This window comes from Ensifer sp. Root142, from assembly GCF_001426785.1.
GTDB lineage: Bacteria > Pseudomonadota > Alphaproteobacteria > Rhizobiales > Rhizobiaceae > Ensifer > Ensifer canadensis.
Map to the genome: position 1 here is coordinate 35,167 of NZ_LMFK01000020.1, position 19,530 is coordinate 54,696.

A 19,530-nucleotide genomic window follows, 5' to 3' on the forward strand; every position below is an offset into this window, starting at 1 on the left:
AGGAACAGTTGGCGAGTCAGGCACTCAACATCGCCAACGATGAGTCGAAGAGCATTTTTGCACTCTTCAGGTAGTCGAGTCGTCCGCGCCGAGACTGCCGTCTATGCCGAAGCGCCGTCGCGGATTGCCTCGAAGGAAGAGCCTTCTCAAATGCCTTGCGAGCACCGTAGGCTCACCAATCGCGGCAGCGATCACAGCAAAATCAGTAGGACCAAGGGAAACCGAACTGATTGACGCCGTAGCCCGTCGCCGCCCGTCAGGTCGTGGCCTAGAAGTTGCCGCCGATACGAACGCCGAATGTGTGGTTCTGCGCATTGCCGTCGAAGCCGAAAGCAGTGCGATAGTCGAAACTGAGCGTCATGTCGTTGTTGAACTTGGCGTCGATGCCAAGCCCGACCGTCAGGTAATCGCGCATGTAACGGTCTAGCTCGAGCGCGTAAGGCATGGTGCCGAGATCAGAATATCCCATGCTGGCCTGGCTCGATCCAGAAAAGTCGTGGGTGTACTCCAGCCGCCCGCGCGTGTTGAGCACACCCCACTCCATCGGATTTGCGTGTTCGGCGCGCATGCCGATAACCCCCGCCAGCAAATCGAACGTCTGATCACCAAAGGACAGGCTATGCGGTCCTGCCCCCGTCTCGGTAAAGCCATCGAGGCGGGTATGGGCGGCCTCGATCCTCCCGTAGGGTGAGAACATCAGACCGTTGTTTCTGTGTTCATAGCCGGCAGACAGTGATCCAAAGAATTGTGTACCATCCCGGCTTCCGGTGGCGAAGTCGCCAGTCGAGGTCACATAGCGCGTGCTGTCGAAGTCGAGACGGCTCACCCCCAGCAGACCGTCGAGATAGAACGGTGTGGGATGATAGCTGCCATAGAGCGCGGCGCTGAATGCCTGTCCGGTGCTTGTTGTGGCGCTTGAACCGATGTCGGTCCTGTCGCGACCGTAACCGAAACCGAATCCGGCGACCATGTCCGGCGCAAACCGATGATCGACGCCGCCGCTGACGCCGACGAGGGTGTGCCCGAGATCGATGTTCCCGCGTTCACTGGTCCCGAAATTGACGACCCCGCCAGTCCAGAAGGCCGTGTCGCCAAACATGGCGTTTATCGGCTCCACTGCGTTCCCAGCTTCCGCATCTGGTTCTTTCTGCGGCCCTCCCATGGTGCGACCAACGCGATCATTGCCTGGTCTTTCCTCCTCAGCTCTCATAGGTTCGGCCCGGTCGGCGTCTTGCGTGACGCCCATGCGAATATTGAGCGATTGCGCATGTCGGCTCTCGTCGCCGTGCAGCCGCTCCAGGCGATCGTTGAAATTGCTGATCTGGGTGGTGGCAAAACGCTGAGCAGCCTGTGCCTGTGCGTTGATGAGGCCGATCACCTCCGCATCCTGCGACGGATCGGGGCGATAAATGCCGCCAAGCGCCAGACTGTAGGTCGCCGTTCCGGTCAGCCCGTTCTGGTCGCGAGCCGTGAGGACGAGGGTGTAGTTCCCCGGTGTAGTCGGCAAGCCGTGGATCGTGCCCGTGCGCGCTTCGATGTCCATCCCTTCCGGCAGTCCGGTTGCCGAGTAGCTGTAGGGTGCCGTGCCGCCTGATACGGAAACAGCCCGGGTGTATTCGACGCCGGCGACCCCTCCTGGAATTGAGCCTGACGCCGGCGAGAAGGTGAGGGTGGGTGCGATATAGGTAAAAGCGGCAGGCAAAGTGGCCGTACCGCCTGGCGCCGTCACTGAAACATCGGTTGAACCCGCGGCATTGGCCGGTGCGATGGCGGTGATCTGGGAATTGCTGACAACCACAATGCTGGCTGCTGCCACGCTGCCGAGCATCACGCTAGTCGTGCCAATGAGATGATTGCCGGTGATCGTGAGGGCTGTTCCACCCCTCGTGGAACCGGTTGCAGGAGAAATCCCCGTCAGGCTTGGTGGAGCAGGAGCGACAACAATTGTGTAGCTGGCCGAAGCCGAGCCTGAGGTTACAGCGGTCGCGGTAACGTTGATGGTGAAGGCACCATCTGCGGTTGGTGTTCCAGTGACCTTACCGGAAGCCTCGTCGATGATGAGGCCAGCTGGCAGCCCGGTAGCGCTGAACGTGATGGTGCCGACACCGCCGGCCGCGGAAATCGAACCATCGTTGTACGCGGCACCGACCACACCCGCGGTCAAGGCAGAGCCTTCAGCCGGTGTCAGGGATACAGGGAGTGGGGCCGCCGCGATCACGATGATATAGCTCGCGACGGCGACCCCCGAGGTTGCTCCAGTTGCAGTAACAGCAAGGGTGAACGTCCCAGCGGCCGTCGGCGTTCCGGTAATCTCACCGGTCTCAGGATGAATGGACAGGCCTGATGGCAGACCGGTGGCACCGTAGGTGATAGTGCCGGCACCACCAGACGCGGAGATCGAACCATCGTTGTACGCGGTGCCGACCACGCCCGCGGTCAACGCAGAGCCGTCGGCCGGTGTCAGGGATACAGGCGGTGGGGCCGCCGCGACGACGATGGTATAACTCACGCTGGCCGTGCCGGAGGTTGCTCCGGTTGCGGTAACAGCAACGGTGAACGTTCCATCGGCCGTCGGCGTTCCCGTGATCGCACCGGTCGCAGGATCAATGGACAGACCGGAGGGCAGACCGGTGGCACTGTACGTAATGGTTCCGGCACCACCGGTCGCGGAAATCGAACGATCGTTGTACGCGGCACCGACCAAGCCATTCGACAGGTTCGAGCCGTCGGGCGGCGTGAGGATCATCGAGGGAGCAACGTTCCAAGGTGTTCCACGGGTAAAAGCCAGATTGCTATTTCCTGCTATGTTGCTGATGGCATTTGCCAGAACATCAAGGCGAAGGGTGCCTGATCCGGATATATCGTCGACCCGGACGGTATAATGAACGTTGTCCGAGGTCTGGATTAACGCCAGCCTCCCGATAGCGGTGCCGGTCGATGTCAGCACCAGGTCGGAGCCGGTAAAACCCGTGACGGCTTCGGAGAACGTGACATCAAACGTCACGCTGACGGCGCCGGACGCAGGGTCGCCGATCACCCCGGTTGAAATAACCTCAGGTCGCATAGCTGCTGCTTCGACTATAAGCGTATAGGTCATCGCTTTCGAATGGGCACGCGCGTTAGCCGCCTGAACGGTGAAGGTGAAACTACCCGTTTCCGTCGGCGTTCCCGACAGTTCACCGGTATCGGCCAGCGTCACACCTGCGGGCAACGTGCCACTGGTCAGCGTATAGACAAAATCCAGATTGCCGCCCGTTGCGGCGATCGTCTGATTGAAGGCGACGCCGATTGTTGCGTTGACCAACGTCGCAGGCGAAATGGTAATTTCCTCAAAGCTGAAAGAAATCGAGCAATCCGACGTGATGGGATTGGTGTACCATGCAGCGCCCACAGCATGAATACCGCATCCGCTGGGCTCACGATATGTCGCGGCCGCATCCGGTGAGACGTTCCAGAATGCTATTATCCGCTCTTCGGAAACTTCCACAGGACTACTGATCGTCGTCTGGGGATCGTCATTGAAGGTGACATTGATAACACGGCCCGGGCCGTTGGATGACCAGGAAACCGTGTGGTCCTGGGCGGGCGCCGCAATCACCCGGACTGTCTGTGTAGCCTTTTGCGAGTCGTTGAAGTTGGCGTCTCCCATATGTTGGGCGCTCACCACGCAATCACCAGCATTCAGAAAAGTGACAACACCGTTGGAAACAGTGCATATGTCGCCGCTTTCCACCTTGACCTCGACAGGCACGCTCTGGCTTACGCGCATCGCGTGAGCGGTCACATCATATGTCTGACCGACAATTGCCTGCCTAGGTGGAATTGTGTCGAAATAGATGCTTTGGTCGGCCTTGGCGATATCGATGACAACGCCACTGCTGATGCCGGGCTCATGGTTCTCGTCCCCGGAGTAAACAGCGGTGATGATATGCTGGCCAGCGCCAAGCTCATTGGTGGTGATCGTTAGACTGGCCCCATTGCTGGTATCGAACGAAACTGTGCCAATCCTTGTATTTCCATCCATGAAGGCAATTTCGCCGTTCGGTTTGCCGCTCGTCCTTATGACGAGCGCCTTAATTTCCACCGTCTGGCCGTAAACTCTGCCTTTCGGCAGTTCGTCCACCAAGACGATCGAAATTGCCTTTGTGATTGTCAGCGTCGCCGGCCTTGAATAGGCGCTCTCACCGTCCTTGCTGACGACAACGCGATATCGTGTGCCGGTTTCGCTGACGCGGACGGGCTTGAAGGTGTATGTACTCTCGATGGCACCTGGAATTGTCGAGAAATCATGCCCGTTGGTACTGACCTGCCATTGATAAGTCGCATCGCTAGCGCTGGTCGCGACGGAAAACGTGACGATTTGCCCGGCCGCTACCGTCAGGTCCTGGGGTTGCTGCGTGATAGCAGGAGGGGCGGCTTGCGCTGGCGAGCCGCACAATAGCATGAGCGTTACCAGCAGAAATACTGACCAGCCGCGTCTCAGAGTCTTCCACGCCTGTGCCGAATCCCAGCGCGCTCCATGGAGGCTTTGATTTTTAAAGAAAAAGGTCTCAGTCGGGATCATACGAATAAGAAGCTCAGTGGGAAATAAGAAGAAGCGCAGCCTTCATTGATGCACTTGAGTGGCCCCCGCGGAACGAACCGGCGCCACCAACGATCGCCACCATGGCAGGGGCCTGCCGCCGGCCGGCGATCGTCAACCCGGCAAGACCCGACGGCCTTGAAAGCCTGATAATGCTCGCAAGCCTACGAGGGGGCGTTCTTTCAACCTCCGTCGCCTTCGTCATCTCCGTCCGTCGCCACTAGAATTTTACGCCCAGACCAATCTTGACGGTCTGCTGGTCGACATCGACGTTGATGCCCTGCAGGTCTTTATCCCCGTAGTCGCTGTACCTGTATTCGGCGCGGCCGAAGATGTTGCTGGTGAAGGCGTAATCCAAACCGGCGCCGACCGTGTAGCCGTTGAACGTTGCTTCCTCTTTGCCCAATCCCGGCACATCGACATAGCCACGCGTCGCCGCCCAACCGGCTGTGGCATAGATGAGCGCGTGATCTAAGGCATAGCCAACGCGTCCCCGCACCGAGCCTGCCCAATCGGTGCCGAAATCTGCGCCGAAGATTTTCTGTTCGTTCCAGTTGTATTCGAGATCGCCTTCAACGCCGATGATGAGCCTATTGTCGAATTGATAATTATAGCCGGCGAACCCACCAAAGAGGCCGCCATTGGCATCTTCGGATCCGGCGATGCCGAAGCCGGAGAATTCACCATTGGCCCAACCGCCGCCGCCCTGAACACCGAGATATGCTCCCGACCACACAAAAGTCGACGCATCGACAGCAACAGACCGTGCGCTATTTTCGGGAGCTACATCAGCAGCCATTGCCGTAGATGCGGTGAGCACAAGAATGGCAGGTAGAAGGAATGTTCTCATGTGGTCGGCTCCGATTCCGTGCGAAACTATCGTTGAATTGACGGCCCGCCGGACTGGCAGGCAGCCATCGTGAATTAACGTCGCCGAGGAGCGACGTCCCGTGGTGATGGCAGCGTGAAGGCTTCCAGCCCGCGCCAATTGCGCCCAGACAATCAATATTCCGGAGCTGATGGTAAGTATGAAAAAGAGCGGCCGCGTAAATCTATCCCAGCGCGCAAACGGCACCGTTCAAAATAATCACATTACGCAAAAGTCAGCTGGCTGCCTGCGAGCGCATGCGGCAACTACCAACGTCCCCATTGGGAAGCTCGGTCGAACCAGTTTTGCGATTCGCTGATCCCGGCCATCCGATATCTTTGCGCTACGGCCGCCCGCGCCTCGCGCGGCGTGATGCCGTAAAGGCGCTGAAAAGCGCGCGTGAAATTGTGAGCGTAGGTAAAACCGTGTTCGAGACCGATTTCTCCAATGGATCTGTGTGCCTGAGCGGGATCGCGAAGGGCCCGGCGCGCCATTTCCAGGCGCCGCTCCTGAATATAGGAGGCAACGCCGCCATCTTTTGAAAAGAGATAGGCGAGCTTGCGCAATGACATCGTGAAGTGTGCTGCAATCTGAAAGGGCGACAGATCAGGATCCAGTGCATGAGCATCGATATAACGGCGGATCGTTGCCAGTTGCGCCCCGGCTATTCCGCGCATCGTATCTTCTCTCGGGACACCATTGAGGGTGGCGGCGACAAGTTCGAGCGTCGGCGCTACCAGCGTCGCCGCCTGCTTCTCGTCGAGTTGCGGCAATAGCCGGAAAAGGCTGTCGATGTGGTTGCGGAGCAACCCGACCATCGGCTCATGAGCCGCGAGGACTCGCATATTGTGGTCATCGGGGTTGATCAACAATCGCGCCAGCAGTGGGCGGGGGACGAAGAGAGTAAGATTGCAGAAATCGCTTGCTGATCCCGCATGGGCCTGCGCCGCGTCATGAACGATCATGTCTCCCGGCCCGGCGTAAGCTTCTTCTCGTCCGTCATGGCGTCGCCAATGACCATCGATGAAGAACTGTATTTCGAAGTGGTCGTAACCGTCCGCGCCGATGCGATAGTTGGAACGACTAAGTTTTTGGGCCACGCTAACACAGTGTGTAAGCAACAGGTCTCCGAGGCGAAATGTACAATGTGCGGTATGAAATTCATTTGCCTGGAAAATGTTGAAATCGTAGAGCGAACCGGCTGATTCTTCCCAGAATGCGAGAGCTTTCTTTAGAGGGATCGCGCGCGTATCCGTTTTGAACAAAAGCGTGGGATGCTCTTTTTTGGTCATCGCTCTTCCAGTTTCTCTCCACAGCAGCATCAGAATACGTCTTCATCAACATCCTAGGGTATCTGCGCGGCATTGCCCTACAAGTGTCTCACGGGTCTTGGAAAGAACCATTTGTAGGTCGCAGATCGATCATCTTACAAGTCCTGTCGATTGCCGAGTTTCCCCGTCAGCATTTGGCACGGATGATTATATGGCTCTGTTGCCAATTTTTCATTTTGGTTATGAAGTGCCAACTCATCCGCTTATTTCCTAACGACAGAGGAGAGTGCGAATGCCGTAAAGGTATCCCTTACGCCCGGAAGTTCAGAGATCAGTTGCCAGCTCTGGCGGATACGATCGGCGGGACTCTACCCGTACCAGCAGATCAAAATCGACCGCCATCACATCGCAACCGACGACCACCGGAATTTTTCGCAAAGCGTGGATGACCTCGCCACCCTTCATGCGATCCTGGCGGTAGACAAAAATCAATGCGGTGGTGATGTGGCTGTCGTTTCCGCCACCGTTAGTGACGATTGTATAATCCTTGATGAAGCCTTCGCGTTCAAGCCGTTCTATCCGAACGCGAACAGCATTTCGCGACAGATTGACTTTACCTGACAGTTCCGCATGAGAGGCACGCCCGTGGGATTGCAAGGCGCAAAGTACCCTTGAACCCGATTTGGGTAGGCTGTTTCGATTGTTGGAGCAAGTTTTAGGCTGATTACACAGTGCCTACAGTTGTCTTCTCGTGCGCTGGTGTCCGTGTCCGCGGCGCTCCGCACACGGTTCTTGAAGAGTTCTCGATCAGATGGATGCCACCGAGATCCAAGCGGTGGCGTAGACGATGGTCGGCATGGCACATGCTCATCGAAACTGAAATCGTAAAAAGAGCTGCAGCGCCTGAAGTTACGAGTTTTCCAACTCTTCCAGCAGCGTCAGCGAAAATCGCAGGCTGCTTGTGGTGCGAGACGCGGTGCCTCATGGCCATTCCTACGGCATTTTACTGCTTGGGAGCAGCCGCGACCGCATAACCGGCGTCCTGCCATTCCGGAAACCCGCCAGCGAAATGGAAGATGTGCGTGTAGCCCCAAGCAACGGCCTTTGCGGATGCATATGCGGAATAGGGACAATGTTTGCCGTGACAATAGAAGGCAACGTCTGACTGCTTGCCCGCCACCTTGGCAAGGCTCTCCTTCGATAGATCAGTGACAAGGGACAGATTGATGGCCCCAGGAACATGGCCGTTGGCGTAGTCTGGCGGGGCCCGTACGTCGACGAAAGGCACCCCGCTGTCACGCAACACCTTGGCTTTCGCAGCGTCAACTTTCGTTGTGCCGTCCACAGTTACTTCGCCGTGGGTCATCCTCATGAACTGGACGTAGTCGTCCAGAGCGAGATCGGTCCCTGCGCCCTCGGGCACTCCTGCTTTCCGTAGGCCCTCCTGCACCCGTGCAATGTACGGTCTATGATAGTTGAACGCGATGCCGTACCAGTCCCACGCGCTTTCTTGGACCGTGAGCGGATCGTATGCGGCGGACAGGGCGATCTCGTTGTATTTGGCGATTGCGGCCTCAACGCCGTCGGTGCGGCCGAGGTGCCCAAGACTAGATACCAGCGTCGCGTAGTCCGCGTGGACGGCCGACTCTTGTTCCATCACCCGCTTCAGCGTGTTGACCGCATCTTCGTATTTTTCTTGACAGAAGAGTGAGATAGCCAGCATGCGAAGCGTTCCGGGTGCAAAACGGGGGTCGAGGCGCATAGCCAGGCGCGCTTGCTGTTCGGCCTCGTCGGCGTGCCCGGTCGCGTTGAGAATCCGCGCCTTGCTGATGTGGTTGTCCGGATCGTTCGGGGCAAGCTCCATCGCACGATCGATGGCGACGAACGCCTCGTCATAGCTTCCCTGCTGCGCAAGCAATTGGGATGAAATCGCGTAGGCAAGCGACGTCGGCTTCTCCATTGCTTTTGCCAGGTTTCTGTTCAGGCTCTCGTAGGCGTGCTCCCAGCCAGCACCTGCGGAAGAAAACCAGAACGAGAGGCTAATTCTCCAGTTGGCTGCGGCGAGCGATGCGTAGGCGCGGCTATAGTCCGGATCGAGCTCTATCGCCTTCTCGAAGAGAGCAATCGCCTTCAGGGTCTCTTCTTCGTTGTCATGGCGAAGATGATCCCATCCTCGGAGCAATGCATCGTAGGCTTGCGGGTTGCTGGTTTCCGCTTCGCGCGCCGTGACCTGTTCCGCACTCGTCAGCTTCACCGCGAGCGCGGCCACGATCTGGCTGATGACCTTGTCCTGCAGCCCGAAGACCCCCTTTATTTCACCATCGTAGCGATCGGCCCAAAGGTGATGTCCGCCGACGGCATCGATCAGTTGGGCATTGACTCGAACCTGATTTCCGTCGCGACGTACGCTGCCCTCCAAGACGTATCTGACGCCCAGATCTTCGGCTACCTGCTGCACGTTCGCGGGTTTGCCTTTATAGGCGAAGGTGGTGTTCCGCGAGATGACGAAGATGCCGGACAGCTTCGATAGGTCTGTGATCAAGTCTTCCGTCATTCCGTCTGCGAAATAGGCCTGCTCGGGATCGGAGCTGAGATTATCGAACGGAAGGACCGCTATCGACGGCTTGTCGGGGAGGGGAAGCGCCATCCGAGCGACTGACGCAGTTCCGACACTGGTCTTCCAGGGGCTTATCCATAAAACAGGGGTCGCCACTAAAAGAACCAGGGCAACCGCGGCGGTAATGCCCCGATTGCGATGGCGCTGGTTCTTGAACCACCAACTGCGCGTATTTCCATCAAATTTGACGCGATAGACACGCACGGGTCGCGCAATGTTTTTCACATGCTGCTCGCCCATAAATTCCAGTGGCAGCTCGAGCTTGCCTTGCAAGTGATCGAAAGCCGTGCCGGATACAAAAAGCCCTCCTGGCTCACATAGTTGCTCCAGGCGAGCAGCGATGTTTACGCCATCGCCCAGCAGATCATCCGCATCCACCACGACGTCGCCGAGATTAACGCCCATGCGGAAGAGCAGGCGGTGGTCGCCCGGGATATCCGCTTGGCGTGCTGCGACTTGCCTCTGGAAATCCACGGCACAAAGGACAGCATCCACGACCGAACCAAATTCCGCGATCGCCCCATCGCCCATGAGCTTCACGATCCGTCCGTGATATTCCGCCAGCAACGGGTCGAATACTTCGGCGCGCAACGCTTTCATCGCGGCCAGCGTACTGGCCTCGCTAGCTTCGATAAGGCGCGAATAACCAACAATATCGACGGCGAGAATTGCGACCAGCCGCCGCTCGGCATGATCTGCTCCCATGGCCACTCTCTCCAGAAAGACGAAGAAAGCCCCGCTGTTGGGTCTGGTCCCAGACGGAAACTTCTCAGCCTCCCAGTCGAGCGAAGTCTACTCCCGATTCATCGTTCGTGCGATAGCCATTGCCTGCCGCGGGGCCGGGGACATGTCTGCGCGTCCGGCCGATTGTGAAGTCGCGATTCATCAAGATCGGTACCCTCGACAGCTGGCCATGGAGTGCGCGACCCGGGTCGTCATTCTTCGGCCGGACGGGAAGCTGGTCGGCGGGCGCAGAGGCGTGGAGCGACGGCGCGAAGGCCTGAGTTCCAGCGACGAATGGAAACGCAAGCGCCTGCATCCGCTCGTGTCCTACGGCGCGATCGGGGCCCGTCGTGCGCTTTCCGCGATATCTGGAAGTTCAGCTGTCAGTGCGATGATCTGACATTTGGATGTTGGCTTGTGCCATCAACCCGAAGAAATCTCCAAGCCCTTCTTTCAATAGAAGAGTCGGCGCAAAACGAGCTTCGCTTCGAGGCATTGCGAGGCACTATCTGCAAACGCACAGTCGATTTCTCGAATGTGCCTAAGGGCTTCTGCCCTTGCTCGTTCATTCACTTGATTGACGGATAACGTCTCAGATGTCCCATCCCTGTTCTCGACCGTGCACTCCGTTCCATAGCAGAACGTCGTTTGCGCCTGGGCGGCACCAAGTATCAAAACGGTGAGCATTATTCCCATGGCGGATCTTGATATGTTGATCACTGTCATCCCCATTTGATCGTTTCAAGACAGTTTTCTTCGGTCTTGAGAATACATCACCACGCCTTCGGCGGCCAAGGGCCGCCAATGGGAGTAAGCACGGACTCGACGCGAAGCTACCCGCCCATCCGCTTTGCTGATCGATGATCGCCAGGAACAAGTATCGGTGCAGGTCGGCAATATCATCGGGCATTCGTCGTTCGCTCGGATCGAGGTAGCCGAACACGATCGGCCATCAAGTGGGCTGGAGAGCGTAAGACGATATCGTATCTGCAAGGGCTCTCAGTTTGGCACTGATTTCGCGAGCCTGATGCTCAGTCAGTGCAAATTGGAGTGCAGATACGTCTGTGTTATCAGGATTGACGCTGAACTCGAGCCTAAGGAAGATGTCGGCTTCGTTGTTGATCAGCGTTGCGGCCTTCCAGCCGACGACCGGTGATACTCTGACGCTGCCGCGCCCGTCCTTGTTCCAACCATTCATCGTGTTGCAAACCTCCGGCTGAGGAAGTCAGATTAAAGCAAAACAATGACAGGTTGTCGACTGCCGCCACGAATTCACGATAAGGCAGGCTGATGCTCTGGCAGCCTGGCCGCACCGCTCGTTGCCACTTGGACGTTTTGTCGCTCACCGCGGCGCCTTCGGATTCTACAGCGCGCAATCAAAAGTTGTTTCCCTCGTCGGCTCCGCTTCTCAGCCCTTAAGAAAGAAATTGATGCGTCACCCAGCGAACGTTGAAACTTACACTGCGCAATCTGGAGCGTAACGGCTTCGTCCATTATTTTCCCGAAGTGCCGCCGCGTGTCGAATATGAGCTGACCGAGATTGGCCGCGGGGCTTTGCGCGCCCTTGAAAGGTTCAACTTTTGGGTTCGTGATAATCTGCACACCATCCAGGATTCCGTCGCGCTTACGACGATACCAAGTAGTTAACCCGCTTGCGGGCAGCTTTCTCGCTGTGGGCGTGTATCTCCACGCCATGAACCATCGGGCACGAGTGCTTGTCGACGCCCAGTGCAGCAATCTGGGAGTAGGCTGTCAGACGTAGCGAACCGCTTCGGCCCTCGTGCTGGCCCGTTTGGACAGCCAGAAGTAAACACGGAGATAGATCGTCACGCCGAGGTGGAAAGGACAGCGGTGGCGAGTACCTCCAGACGTATTCCGTCGGAAAGAAGATCGACGACGACGGTGGCACGGATCGGGTAGGGCGCTGAGAAAAACTGCCGATAGACCCGATTCATGCCGGCTGCGTCGGCCTTGTCTGTGAGATAGGCCTGGATCTGCACGACATCGGCAAGCGTGCCCCCGGCCGCCTCGAGCGCCTGCTGCAGATTGAGGAACACCTGGCGCGCCTGCGTTTCGATGTCGCCGGTGATCAGTTCGCCCGTCGTCGGGTTTTTCGCAATATGGGCGGAGCGCACGATAGGGCCCGACTTGACCGTGGCGCTCAAAGGCGCCTTTGACGCAGCGATGCCGGTTTCGACTTTCTCAAACACAATCCGCTCCCTTATGTCTTGTTGCTGAGAACGGCGTGGGCGAGGATTTCGATGCGAAGGCCTTCAGAAAGTAGCTCCTTCACCACCACGGTCGCACGTACCGGATAGGGCTCCCTGAAGAACTCGGCGTAAACTTTGTTCATGCCGGATGCATCCGATCTTTCAATGAGGAAAACCTGAACCTGCACCACATCGGCCAGTGTGCCGCCTGCGGCACGGATCGCGATGTCGAGATTTCCCAGTGTTCGGCGCGTCTGGGTTTCAATGTCGCCGGTGACGAGGTCGCCGTTCACCGGGTCCTCCGATATGTGGACCGACCAGACGAGATTGCCGGCACGCACGACTTCGCTGATTGGCACGTCGCAAGGGTCTGATCCGGTATCGATGGCTTCAAACATTTTGTTCTCCAAGGAAGTAAGGCTCCTCATTCGGGTCGCGCTTCGAAGTGGGTCACGAACTTCGTGTTGAGATAGCCGTCGAAGGTTTCAACTCCGCCTTCGCTACCATAGCCGCTGTCGTTGATGCCACCGAAAGGCGTTTCGGGTAACGCCAGACCGAAGTGATTGATGCTGACCATCCCGGCGGCAAGCGCTTGCGCTGTGTGCCGGGCTCGACTGCTCGAAGCGGTGAACACGTACGAAGCCAGGCCAAAAGAAAGGCTGTTGGCGCGGCGGATCACGTCTTCAAAACCAGAAAACGGTGTGACGATCGCAATTGGACCGAAGGGCTCCTCGTTCATCAGTTGCAGAGCCTCACAGCCGCCGGCGACGACCGTTGGTGCATAGAAGAAGCCGGTATTGCCGATGCGACTGCCGCCGGTCACGATCTCGGCCCCCCGGTCGCGAGCATCCTGTACGAAGCCTTCCATGGCCGTCACCCGGCGGGCGTGGCAGAGCGGTCCCATCTGCACCCCTTCGTCAAAGCCATTGCCAACCTTCGTTGCGGCCACCTTGTCGGCGAAGCGTGCAAGGAAACGGTCATACGCTGTTGCCTGAACGTAGAAGCGGGTCGGCGAGACGCAGACCTGTCCGGCATTGCGGACCTTTTGGACGGCAAGCGCGTCGGCAGAAGCTTCAATGTCGGCGTCGTCGAAGACGATTACGGGAGCGTGGCCGCCAAGCTCCATCGTCGACCGCTTCATGTGCCGGCCGGCGAGCGAAGCGAGCAGCTTGCCGACCTCGACAGAGCCCGTAAACGAAATCTTCTTCACCTCAGGGGCCGCCAGCAGCGTCTCGGAAATATGCGAAGACGATCCCCAGACAATGTTGAGGCAACCGTCCGGCAGTCCCGCCTCCTGCATGAGCCGGCCGATCGCGACCGTGGAGGAGGGCGATTCCGCCGGGCCTTTCAGGATGATCGTGCAGCCGCTAGCCAGGGCCGCCACGACCTTGCGTAGCGCCTGGCTGAAAGGGAAGTTCCAGGGGGTAAAGGCAATGCAGACGCCGACGGGCTCGCGGGTGACCACCTGTTGCACACGCGGATCGCGCGAAGGGACAAGGCGACCGTAAATGCGTCGCGCCTCCTCCGCGTGCCAATCGGCATGGTCGGCCGCGAATCGAATCTCTCCGATTGCTTCTGCAAGCGGTTTTCCCTGGTCCATCACCATGCTTCGGCCGATGTCTTCGACATGCTTGCGGGCGAGTTCGGCGAAGCGGCGCAGAACCTGTCCGCGGTCAAGCGGCGAGCGGTCTTTCCAGCTATCGAATGCACGCTGCGCGGAGGCGACGGCCGCCGCGAGATCGACGTCAGTAGCATGGGGCAAATGGCCGATGAGCGTACCGCTGGCAGGTTCGATGACCGCGTCCCGCCGCTCGGTCTCATAGATCCAGCGGCCGTCGATCAGCATGCCGAGCCGTTCATAACAATGTGGCGGACGGTTGGAGATGGCGATCTGCGGCATCACGCGATGTAGCCTTGGCTGCGCGCCCACGAAAGCGTGTCGTCGAGGGCCAGCTGCATGCGGGTCATGAGATCGTCGATCTGCATCTTAGAGATGATCATGGCCGGGCATAGGCTCACCATGTCGCCAAGACCGCGAGTAAGGACGCCGCGCTCGGTTGCGAACTTGCCGGCATGGTTGGCGACCTGCCAGGCGGGCGGAAAGTTCTCCTTCGTTCCCTTGTCCTTGACGAATTCGAGGCCGGCCACAAGACCAACACCGCGGGCCTCACCGATCAGCGGGTGTTCGCCAAGCTTGCGAATGCCCTGCTGGAAGCGCGAGCTGACGGCGCGGACGTGGGAGACTATGTCGGTTTCCTGGTAAATCGTCAGTGCCTCCAGCGCGACGGCGGCCGCGACTGGATGACCGCCATAGGTGAAGCCGTGCGAAAAGGTGCCGATCTTGCGGCTCTGGTCGACGAGGACGTCCGCGATCTTCGCGTTGATCATCAGCGCAGAGATCGGCATGTAGGCGGCCGAAAGCTGTTTTGCGCAACTGATCATGTCCGGGTTCAGTCCGTAGGTTTCTGACCCGAACATGTTGCCGGTACGCCCGAAACCGCAAATGACTTCGTCTGCGACCAGAAGGATATCGTACTTCTTCAGGACCGCCTGGAGCTTTTCGAAATAGGTCTTCGGCGGTGTGATCACTCCCCCAGACACCATGACCGGTTCGGCAAAGAACGCCGCCACCGTTTGCGGGCCCTCTTCAAGTATCATTGCCTCAAGGTTGCCGACTAGCCGGGTCGCAAAGTCCTCCTCGCTCTCGCCGGGTTCGGCAAACCGCCAGTAGTGCGGGCAGTCAGTGTGCAGGATATTGGCGATCGGCAGATCGAAATCGCGATGATTGAACGGCAGGCCCGTGAGGCTGGCGGTGGCGACCGTTACGCCATGGTAAGCCTTGCGGCGCGAAATGATCTTCTTCTTCTCAGGTCGTCCGACCGCATTGTTATAGTACCAGACAAGCTTGATCGCCGTGTCGTTTGCCTCGGAGCCGGAGCCGGCGAAGAAGACCTTCGACATCGCAACTGGGGCCATTTCAAGCAGCTTCTCGGCGAGACGGATGCCCGGTTCCGTCGATTTGTGGGCGAAGGAATGGTAAAATGGCATCGTCTTCAATTGCCGCGTCGCCGCTTCCACCAGTCGCTGCTCACTGAAACCGAGACCGGCGCAGAAGAGGCCCGCGAGACCTTCGATGTAGCGCTTGCCTTCATCATCGATCACGTAGATCCCTTCGCCGCCAGTGATTAGATGCGGCCCCACCTCCTGGTGAACCGCAAGGTTGGTGTAGGGATGGACGAGGTTTTGCCGGTCCAGGGCGTGGAGGGAATTGGGGCGGTCGTTCATGGCAAGCTCCAGGGTATGCTTGAATTGCTTGGCGATTGTCAGGCGATGACGTGCACGTCTTCGCTACGCCAGGTGACGTGGCACTCCGAGGCGCCGTCGAGTCTTCGTGCATCGACGCCGGGCACGCGCATGCGGATCGCTTGGGTGCCGAGCTTGCCGACGACCAGAAGGTTGTCGCCGTAGTTGATGGTGCTGTCGATCTTCATCGCCTGGCGCCCAGCCTCCGCCCGGACAGCGAGACGGATCATTTCCGGACGCAGCAGCAGCTCGGCCTTGGTGTTTCGGTCGCCACCTGCAGCCTTCGTGTCGACGACGCCGACTGGCGTCTCGAAACGGCCACCGCCAAGCGAAGTGGCGGCAATGATGTTGCTGTCGCCGATGAAGGAGGCGACGAAGCGGCTCTTCGGCGCGAAATAGATCTCGTTCGGAGTGCCGACCTGCTCGATGCGTCCCCCTTTGAAAACGGCGATCCGGTCCGACATGGTCATGGCCTCGGACTGATCGTGGGTGACATAGACCATGGTGACGCCGAGATCGCGGTGGATGCGCTTCAACTCCACCTGCATGTGCTCGCGCAGCGCCTTGTCGAGTGCGCCGAGCGGTTCGTCGAGCAGAATGACATCTGGCTGGAAGACGAGCGCCCGTGCAAGGGCTACGCGTTGTTGCTGGCCCCCGGATAGCTCGGAGGGGACACGTTTCTCGAAACCCTGCAGGCCGACCTTCGCCAGCGCCTCGCGCGACCGGCGGTCCTTCTCCGCCCTCTCCACGCCCCGCATGCGCAAGGGGAAGGCGACGTTGTCGGCAATCGTCATGTGCGGGAAGAGCGCGTAGTTCTGGAAGACCATACCGATGTTGCGCTTGTGCGGCGGTAGTTTGTCGATGGCACGCTCGCCGAGCCGGATTTCGCCGCTCGTCGGATGCTGGAAACCGGCAATCATCATCAGTGTGGTTGTTTTGCCGGAGCCTGAGGGTCCAAGGAAGGAGACAAATTCGCCGGCCTTGATGTCGAGCGACACGTCGTCGGCCGCCATATGCTTGCCGTCGTAGCTCTTGTTGACACTGCGGAGTGTGAGGGAACGGGCGTTCATGGCTTTGCTCCTTGATCAGGATGCCGCGGGAGCGGTGTTGGTGGCGCCGTTTTCGAGCGGCTGACGCGTGAAACCGGACCGGCGGCGCAGGAATTGCGGTGCAAGCCAGATTGAGATGCCAGCCAGAACAAGCAGGAAAAGGAATGAAGAGGCTGCCGAGATCGTCGGATCCGCCTCCTGGCGGACGGCATTGAACATCTGGCGCGGCAGGGTTGCCTTGTCGCGGCCGGAGATGAAGAGCGCGATAACGGCTTCATCGAAGGATGCGATAAAGGCAAAGAGGCCGGCAACCGTGAAGGCGGGACGCAAGATCGGAAAGGTGACCAGCCGGAACGTCGTGAAAGGCGATGCACCCAGGCTCATGGCGGCCCGTTCGACGGATTGGTCGAATCCTTTGAGCGCTGCGGTCAGGATCAACGTCGCCATGGGCATGGCGATGCAGCTATGGGCCAGGATGACGCCCAGGTAGCTCTGCACGAGGCGCAATTGACCGAAATACATGTAGTACCCGAGCGCCATGACGATGGTTGGCACGATCATTGGCAGCATGATCAAGAGATTGAACAATCCACGTCCGAGGAAAATGTGCCGCACGAGAGCAAAAGACGCGGGGATCGCAAGGCTGAGCGTCACGAAGACCGTACCGATGCCGATGATGACGCTGTTGACCAGCGGCTCTGTCCAGTTCGGGTCGGAGAAGAAATTGATGTAGTTCGCGAGCGTATAACCCGGCGGCGGGAAAGTCAGCGAGGCTGCCGAGCTGAACGACATAGGAATGACGATGAACATCGGCGCGGCAACGAAGACGGCGATGAGGAGCGCAAGGGCGCGGAGGAACGGGTTCATCGGCCGCCTCCTGCCCAAAGCCGGTCGAGACCGAAGAAACGGTTGTAAAGCGCGTAGACGGCAAGCGTGAGGCCGAGCAAGACGATGGAGATCGCCGAGCCGAGACCGAAATCGAGCGTCTGCTCGATCTGGTCGCCGATGATACCGGCGATCATCTGGTCGCGCGGGCTGCCGAGCAGGACAGGCATCACATAGAAGCCGAGGCAGGTGATAAAGACAAGCGTGCAGCCGTTGACGATGCCAGGTGCCGAGAGCGGTAGGTAGACCGCAACGAAGGCCCGAAGTGGGCTCGCACCGAGGCTTTCGGCAGCGCGGACATGGAGAGGATCGATGCGCTTCATGACCGAGAAAAGCGACATGGTCATAAAAGGGATGAGCGCATGGGTCATGGCAAGCGTTGCACTAAAGGTGGTGAAGAGCAGCTTGGGCGCCGGATCCCAACCGAGCCAGGTAAGGAGTGCTGTGACCGGTCCCTGGTTGCCGAGGATGACCATCCAGGCATAGGTGCGCACGAGATAACTCGTCCAGAATGACAGAGCGACCACGGTCAGCAGGAAGGTTGCGAAGCGTTTCGATCCGTTCGCGGCGGCATAAGCCAGAGGATAGGCGAAGAGAAGCGCAATGGCCGTGACAAGGAAGGCGGTCCTGAAGGTCTGGTAAATGACGGACGCAAACAGGCCCGAATGCAGGAGACGGCCGAAGTTCTGCAGGCCAAGAGCGGGCTGCGAGACGCTCATCCAGCCCACATAGGCAAGCGGTACCAGGAACAACCCCGCAAGGAAAACCGCTGCCGGGGCCATCAGCGGTATCGGCCCCTCCGCAATGGGCGAAAACGATCTCTGTTTCATGTCACTGCTCCCTCAGTACCCTAATCGGGAAAACCCGATCCTCATGCCGTACCTGTTTTCAGATCCTCCCGGTTCCGCTTGTTGCTGAACCGGGAGGTTTGGATCAAAGACCGACCCAGCTCTCGAAGCGGCTGCTCAGCTCGTCGATCTGGGCCGTCAGCTTGGCGCCGTCGAGCATGACAGCGCGGGCGAGGTGATCTGGATAGGTCGGCATGGTCTTGGCCACGTCAGCCGGAATGAAATCGAACGACTTCGGGTTCATCGGGCCATTCTGGTCGGCGATGCAGAACTTCGCGAGGCCCTCGGCATTCTGGCCGATATGGCTGATCAGCTTGAAGCCGTTTTCGGACCTCGGACTGTCCTTGGCGACGATCCAGCACGCCTGGTCGACGATCGCCTGATCCCAAACGATCTCGATCGGATCCTTGGAAGCCTTCTTGGCGCCGGCAGCATCGCTGTCCCAGAGGCCCGCCATGTCGACCTCGCCGTCGGTCAGGATCTGGCGGGCCTGCGGGCCTGCCGTCCACCAGACGCGAACGTTGTCCTTGACCTTGTCAAGCGAGGCGAAGGCGCGGTCGAGATCATAGGGGAAGAGTTGGTCGGGGGAGACACCATCGGCGAGGAGCGCGATGGCGAGAATGCGGGCGGCATGGCGCTGCAAACTGCGGTTTCCCGGGAACTTTTCGACATTGAAGAAATCGGTCCAACTCCTCAGGCCGTCCGGGTACTTCGCCTTGTTGTAAGCCAGCTGCGTGGCGAAGCCGTGGGTCGACAGGCCGTTTTCATAGATCGCGCCCTGCCACAGTTTCGAGGTGTCGACGTGGTCACCGAGCGTTTCCAAGAGGCCGGCGGCATTTGCACGAGCGACGTCTGCAACGCCGAGCGTGGTGACGTCGAACTCAAAGACGCCAGTCGTCTTCTGTGCTGCGAGCTTGGCAAACGAGATCGGCGAGACCGTGCGGATCTCGATACCGGTATCGGCTGTAAAGGGATCGAAGAGGAACTTCTTGACGGAGGCTTCCCAGTCGCCGCCCCAGGTGTTGACATAGAGTACATTTTCTTCAGCGCTTGCACGGCGCACGAAAGGTAATGCGAGCATTGCGGCCCCTAATAGGCCTGCACCGAGTACTGCGCGTCGCGAGACCGGCATTGCCGATGCTTTCTTGAACGTGTCCATTCGTTGTTCTCCTTA

14 protein-coding genes and 1 pseudogene are annotated in these 19,530 nt (G+C 58.9%); 1 reads left to right on the top strand and 14 read right to left on the bottom strand.

Features of this window, described 5'->3' with window-relative positions:
* Positions 1–268: 268 nt before the first annotated feature.
* The 6 genes and pseudogenes from ASD52_RS20160 to ASD52_RS20195 form a co-directional block, all read right to left on the bottom strand.
* Positions 269–4,564 carry a putative Ig domain-containing protein gene (locus ASD52_RS20160; RefSeq protein ID WP_082571851.1) on the bottom strand — a complete coding sequence of 1,432 codons (4,296 nt, stop codon included), beginning with the start codon at positions 4,562–4,564 and terminating at the stop codon, positions 269–271.
* 238 nt (positions 4,565–4,802) lie between these two features.
* Positions 4,803–5,432: an outer membrane protein gene (locus tag ASD52_RS20165; protein WP_057208224.1), complete on the bottom strand. Its 630-nt coding sequence runs from the start codon at positions 5,430–5,432 to the stop codon at positions 4,803–4,805.
* 284 nt (positions 5,433–5,716) lie between these two features.
* The gene (locus tag ASD52_RS20170) at positions 5,717–6,742 is read right to left on the bottom strand and encodes a helix-turn-helix domain-containing protein (protein WP_057208226.1); all 1,026 of its coding nucleotides are present in this window, start codon (positions 6,740–6,742) and stop codon (positions 5,717–5,719) included.
* A 242-nt stretch (positions 6,743–6,984) separates the two neighbouring features.
* Positions 6,985–7,453, bottom strand: a pseudogene (locus ASD52_RS20175) (Lrp/AsnC family transcriptional regulator).
* A 271-nt stretch (positions 7,454–7,724) separates the two neighbouring features.
* Positions 7,725–10,043 (bottom strand): rhodanese-like domain-containing protein, encoded by a 2,319-nt coding sequence (locus tag ASD52_RS20180; protein WP_057208228.1) that lies wholly within the window; start codon positions 10,041–10,043, stop codon positions 7,725–7,727.
* A 970-nt stretch (positions 10,044–11,013) separates the two neighbouring features.
* Positions 11,014–11,259 (bottom strand): hypothetical protein, encoded by a 246-nt coding sequence (locus tag ASD52_RS20195; RefSeq protein WP_057208234.1) that lies wholly within the window; start codon positions 11,257–11,259, stop codon positions 11,014–11,016.
* A 251-nt stretch (positions 11,260–11,510) separates the two neighbouring features.
* On the opposite strand from ASD52_RS20195, the gene ASD52_RS40625 reads away from it, so the two are divergent.
* Entirely contained in the window at positions 11,511–11,708 is a 198-nt protein-coding gene (locus ASD52_RS40625) for a winged helix-turn-helix transcriptional regulator (protein WP_107028010.1), read from the top strand.
* Between the two features lie 179 nt (positions 11,709–11,887).
* Here the strand turns inward: ASD52_RS40625 and ASD52_RS20200 are convergent, their stop codons facing one another.
* The 8 genes from ASD52_RS20200 to ASD52_RS20235 form a co-directional block, all read right to left on the bottom strand.
* Complete coding sequence (locus ASD52_RS20200) at positions 11,888–12,271, bottom strand: RidA family protein (RefSeq protein ID WP_057208236.1); 384 nt, start codon at positions 12,269–12,271, stop codon at positions 11,888–11,890.
* Positions 12,272–12,282: 11 nt separating this feature from the next.
* Complete coding sequence (locus ASD52_RS20205) at positions 12,283–12,669, bottom strand: RidA family protein (protein WP_057208238.1); 387 nt, start codon at positions 12,667–12,669, stop codon at positions 12,283–12,285.
* Positions 12,670–12,695: 26 nt separating this feature from the next.
* Positions 12,696–14,171: an NAD-dependent succinate-semialdehyde dehydrogenase gene (locus ASD52_RS20210; RefSeq protein WP_057213565.1), complete on the bottom strand. Its 1,476-nt coding sequence runs from the start codon at positions 14,169–14,171 to the stop codon at positions 12,696–12,698.
* A complete protein-coding gene (locus ASD52_RS20215; RefSeq protein ID WP_057208242.1) occupies positions 14,171–15,556 on the bottom strand; it encodes an aspartate aminotransferase family protein in 1,386 nt (461 codons plus the stop codon). Before ASD52_RS20215 ends, ASD52_RS20210 begins: the two co-directional genes overlap by 1 nt.
* Before the next feature lie 38 nt (positions 15,557–15,594).
* Positions 15,595–16,644, bottom strand: coding sequence for an ABC transporter ATP-binding protein (locus tag ASD52_RS20220; protein ID WP_057208244.1), 1,050 nt, complete (start codon positions 16,642–16,644; stop codon positions 15,595–15,597).
* A gap of 15 nt (positions 16,645–16,659) precedes the next feature.
* Positions 16,660–17,490 (bottom strand): ABC transporter permease, encoded by an 831-nt coding sequence (locus ASD52_RS20225; RefSeq protein WP_057208246.1) that lies wholly within the window; start codon positions 17,488–17,490, stop codon positions 16,660–16,662.
* Entirely contained in the window at positions 17,487–18,338 is an 852-nt protein-coding gene (locus ASD52_RS20230) for an ABC transporter permease (RefSeq protein WP_057208248.1), read from the bottom strand. Before ASD52_RS20230 ends, ASD52_RS20225 begins: the two co-directional genes overlap by 4 nt.
* 103 nt (positions 18,339–18,441) lie before the next feature.
* Positions 18,442–19,515 (bottom strand): extracellular solute-binding protein, encoded by a 1,074-nt coding sequence (locus ASD52_RS20235; protein WP_057208250.1) that lies wholly within the window; start codon positions 19,513–19,515, stop codon positions 18,442–18,444.
* Positions 19,516–19,530 lie beyond the last annotated feature (15 nt).

Coding starts and splice junctions, on each gene's coding strand:
- ASD52_RS20160 (WP_082571851.1), bottom strand. CDS start 4,564: ATGATCCCGACTGAGACCTTTTTCTTTAAAAATCAAAGCCTCCATGGA.
- ASD52_RS20165 (WP_057208224.1), bottom strand. CDS start 5,432: ATGAGAACATTCCTTCTACCTGCCATTCTTGTGCTCACCGCATCTACG.
- ASD52_RS20170 (WP_057208226.1), bottom strand. CDS start 6,742: ATGACCAAAAAAGAGCATCCCACGCTTTTGTTCAAAACGGATACGCGC.
- ASD52_RS20180 (WP_057208228.1), bottom strand. CDS start 10,043: ATGGGAGCAGATCATGCCGAGCGGCGGCTGGTCGCAATTCTCGCCGTC.
- ASD52_RS20195 (WP_057208234.1), bottom strand. CDS start 11,259: ATGAATGGTTGGAACAAGGACGGGCGCGGCAGCGTCAGAGTATCACCG.
- ASD52_RS20205 (WP_057208238.1), bottom strand. CDS start 12,669: ATGTTTGAAGCCATCGATACCGGATCAGACCCTTGCGACGTGCCAATC.
- ASD52_RS20210 (WP_057213565.1), bottom strand. CDS start 14,171: ATGCCGCAGATCGCCATCTCCAACCGTCCGCCACATTGTTATGAACGG.
- ASD52_RS20215 (WP_057208242.1), bottom strand. CDS start 15,556: ATGAACGACCGCCCCAATTCCCTCCACGCCCTGGACCGGCAAAACCTC.
- ASD52_RS20220 (WP_057208244.1), bottom strand. CDS start 16,644: ATGAACGCCCGTTCCCTCACACTCCGCAGTGTCAACAAGAGCTACGAC.
- ASD52_RS20225 (WP_057208246.1), bottom strand. CDS start 17,490: ATGAACCCGTTCCTCCGCGCCCTTGCGCTCCTCATCGCCGTCTTCGTT.
- ASD52_RS20230 (WP_057208248.1), bottom strand. CDS start 18,338: ATGAAACAGAGATCGTTTTCGCCCATTGCGGAGGGGCCGATACCGCTG.
- ASD52_RS20235 (WP_057208250.1), bottom strand. CDS start 19,515: ATGGACACGTTCAAGAAAGCATCGGCAATGCCGGTCTCGCGACGCGCA.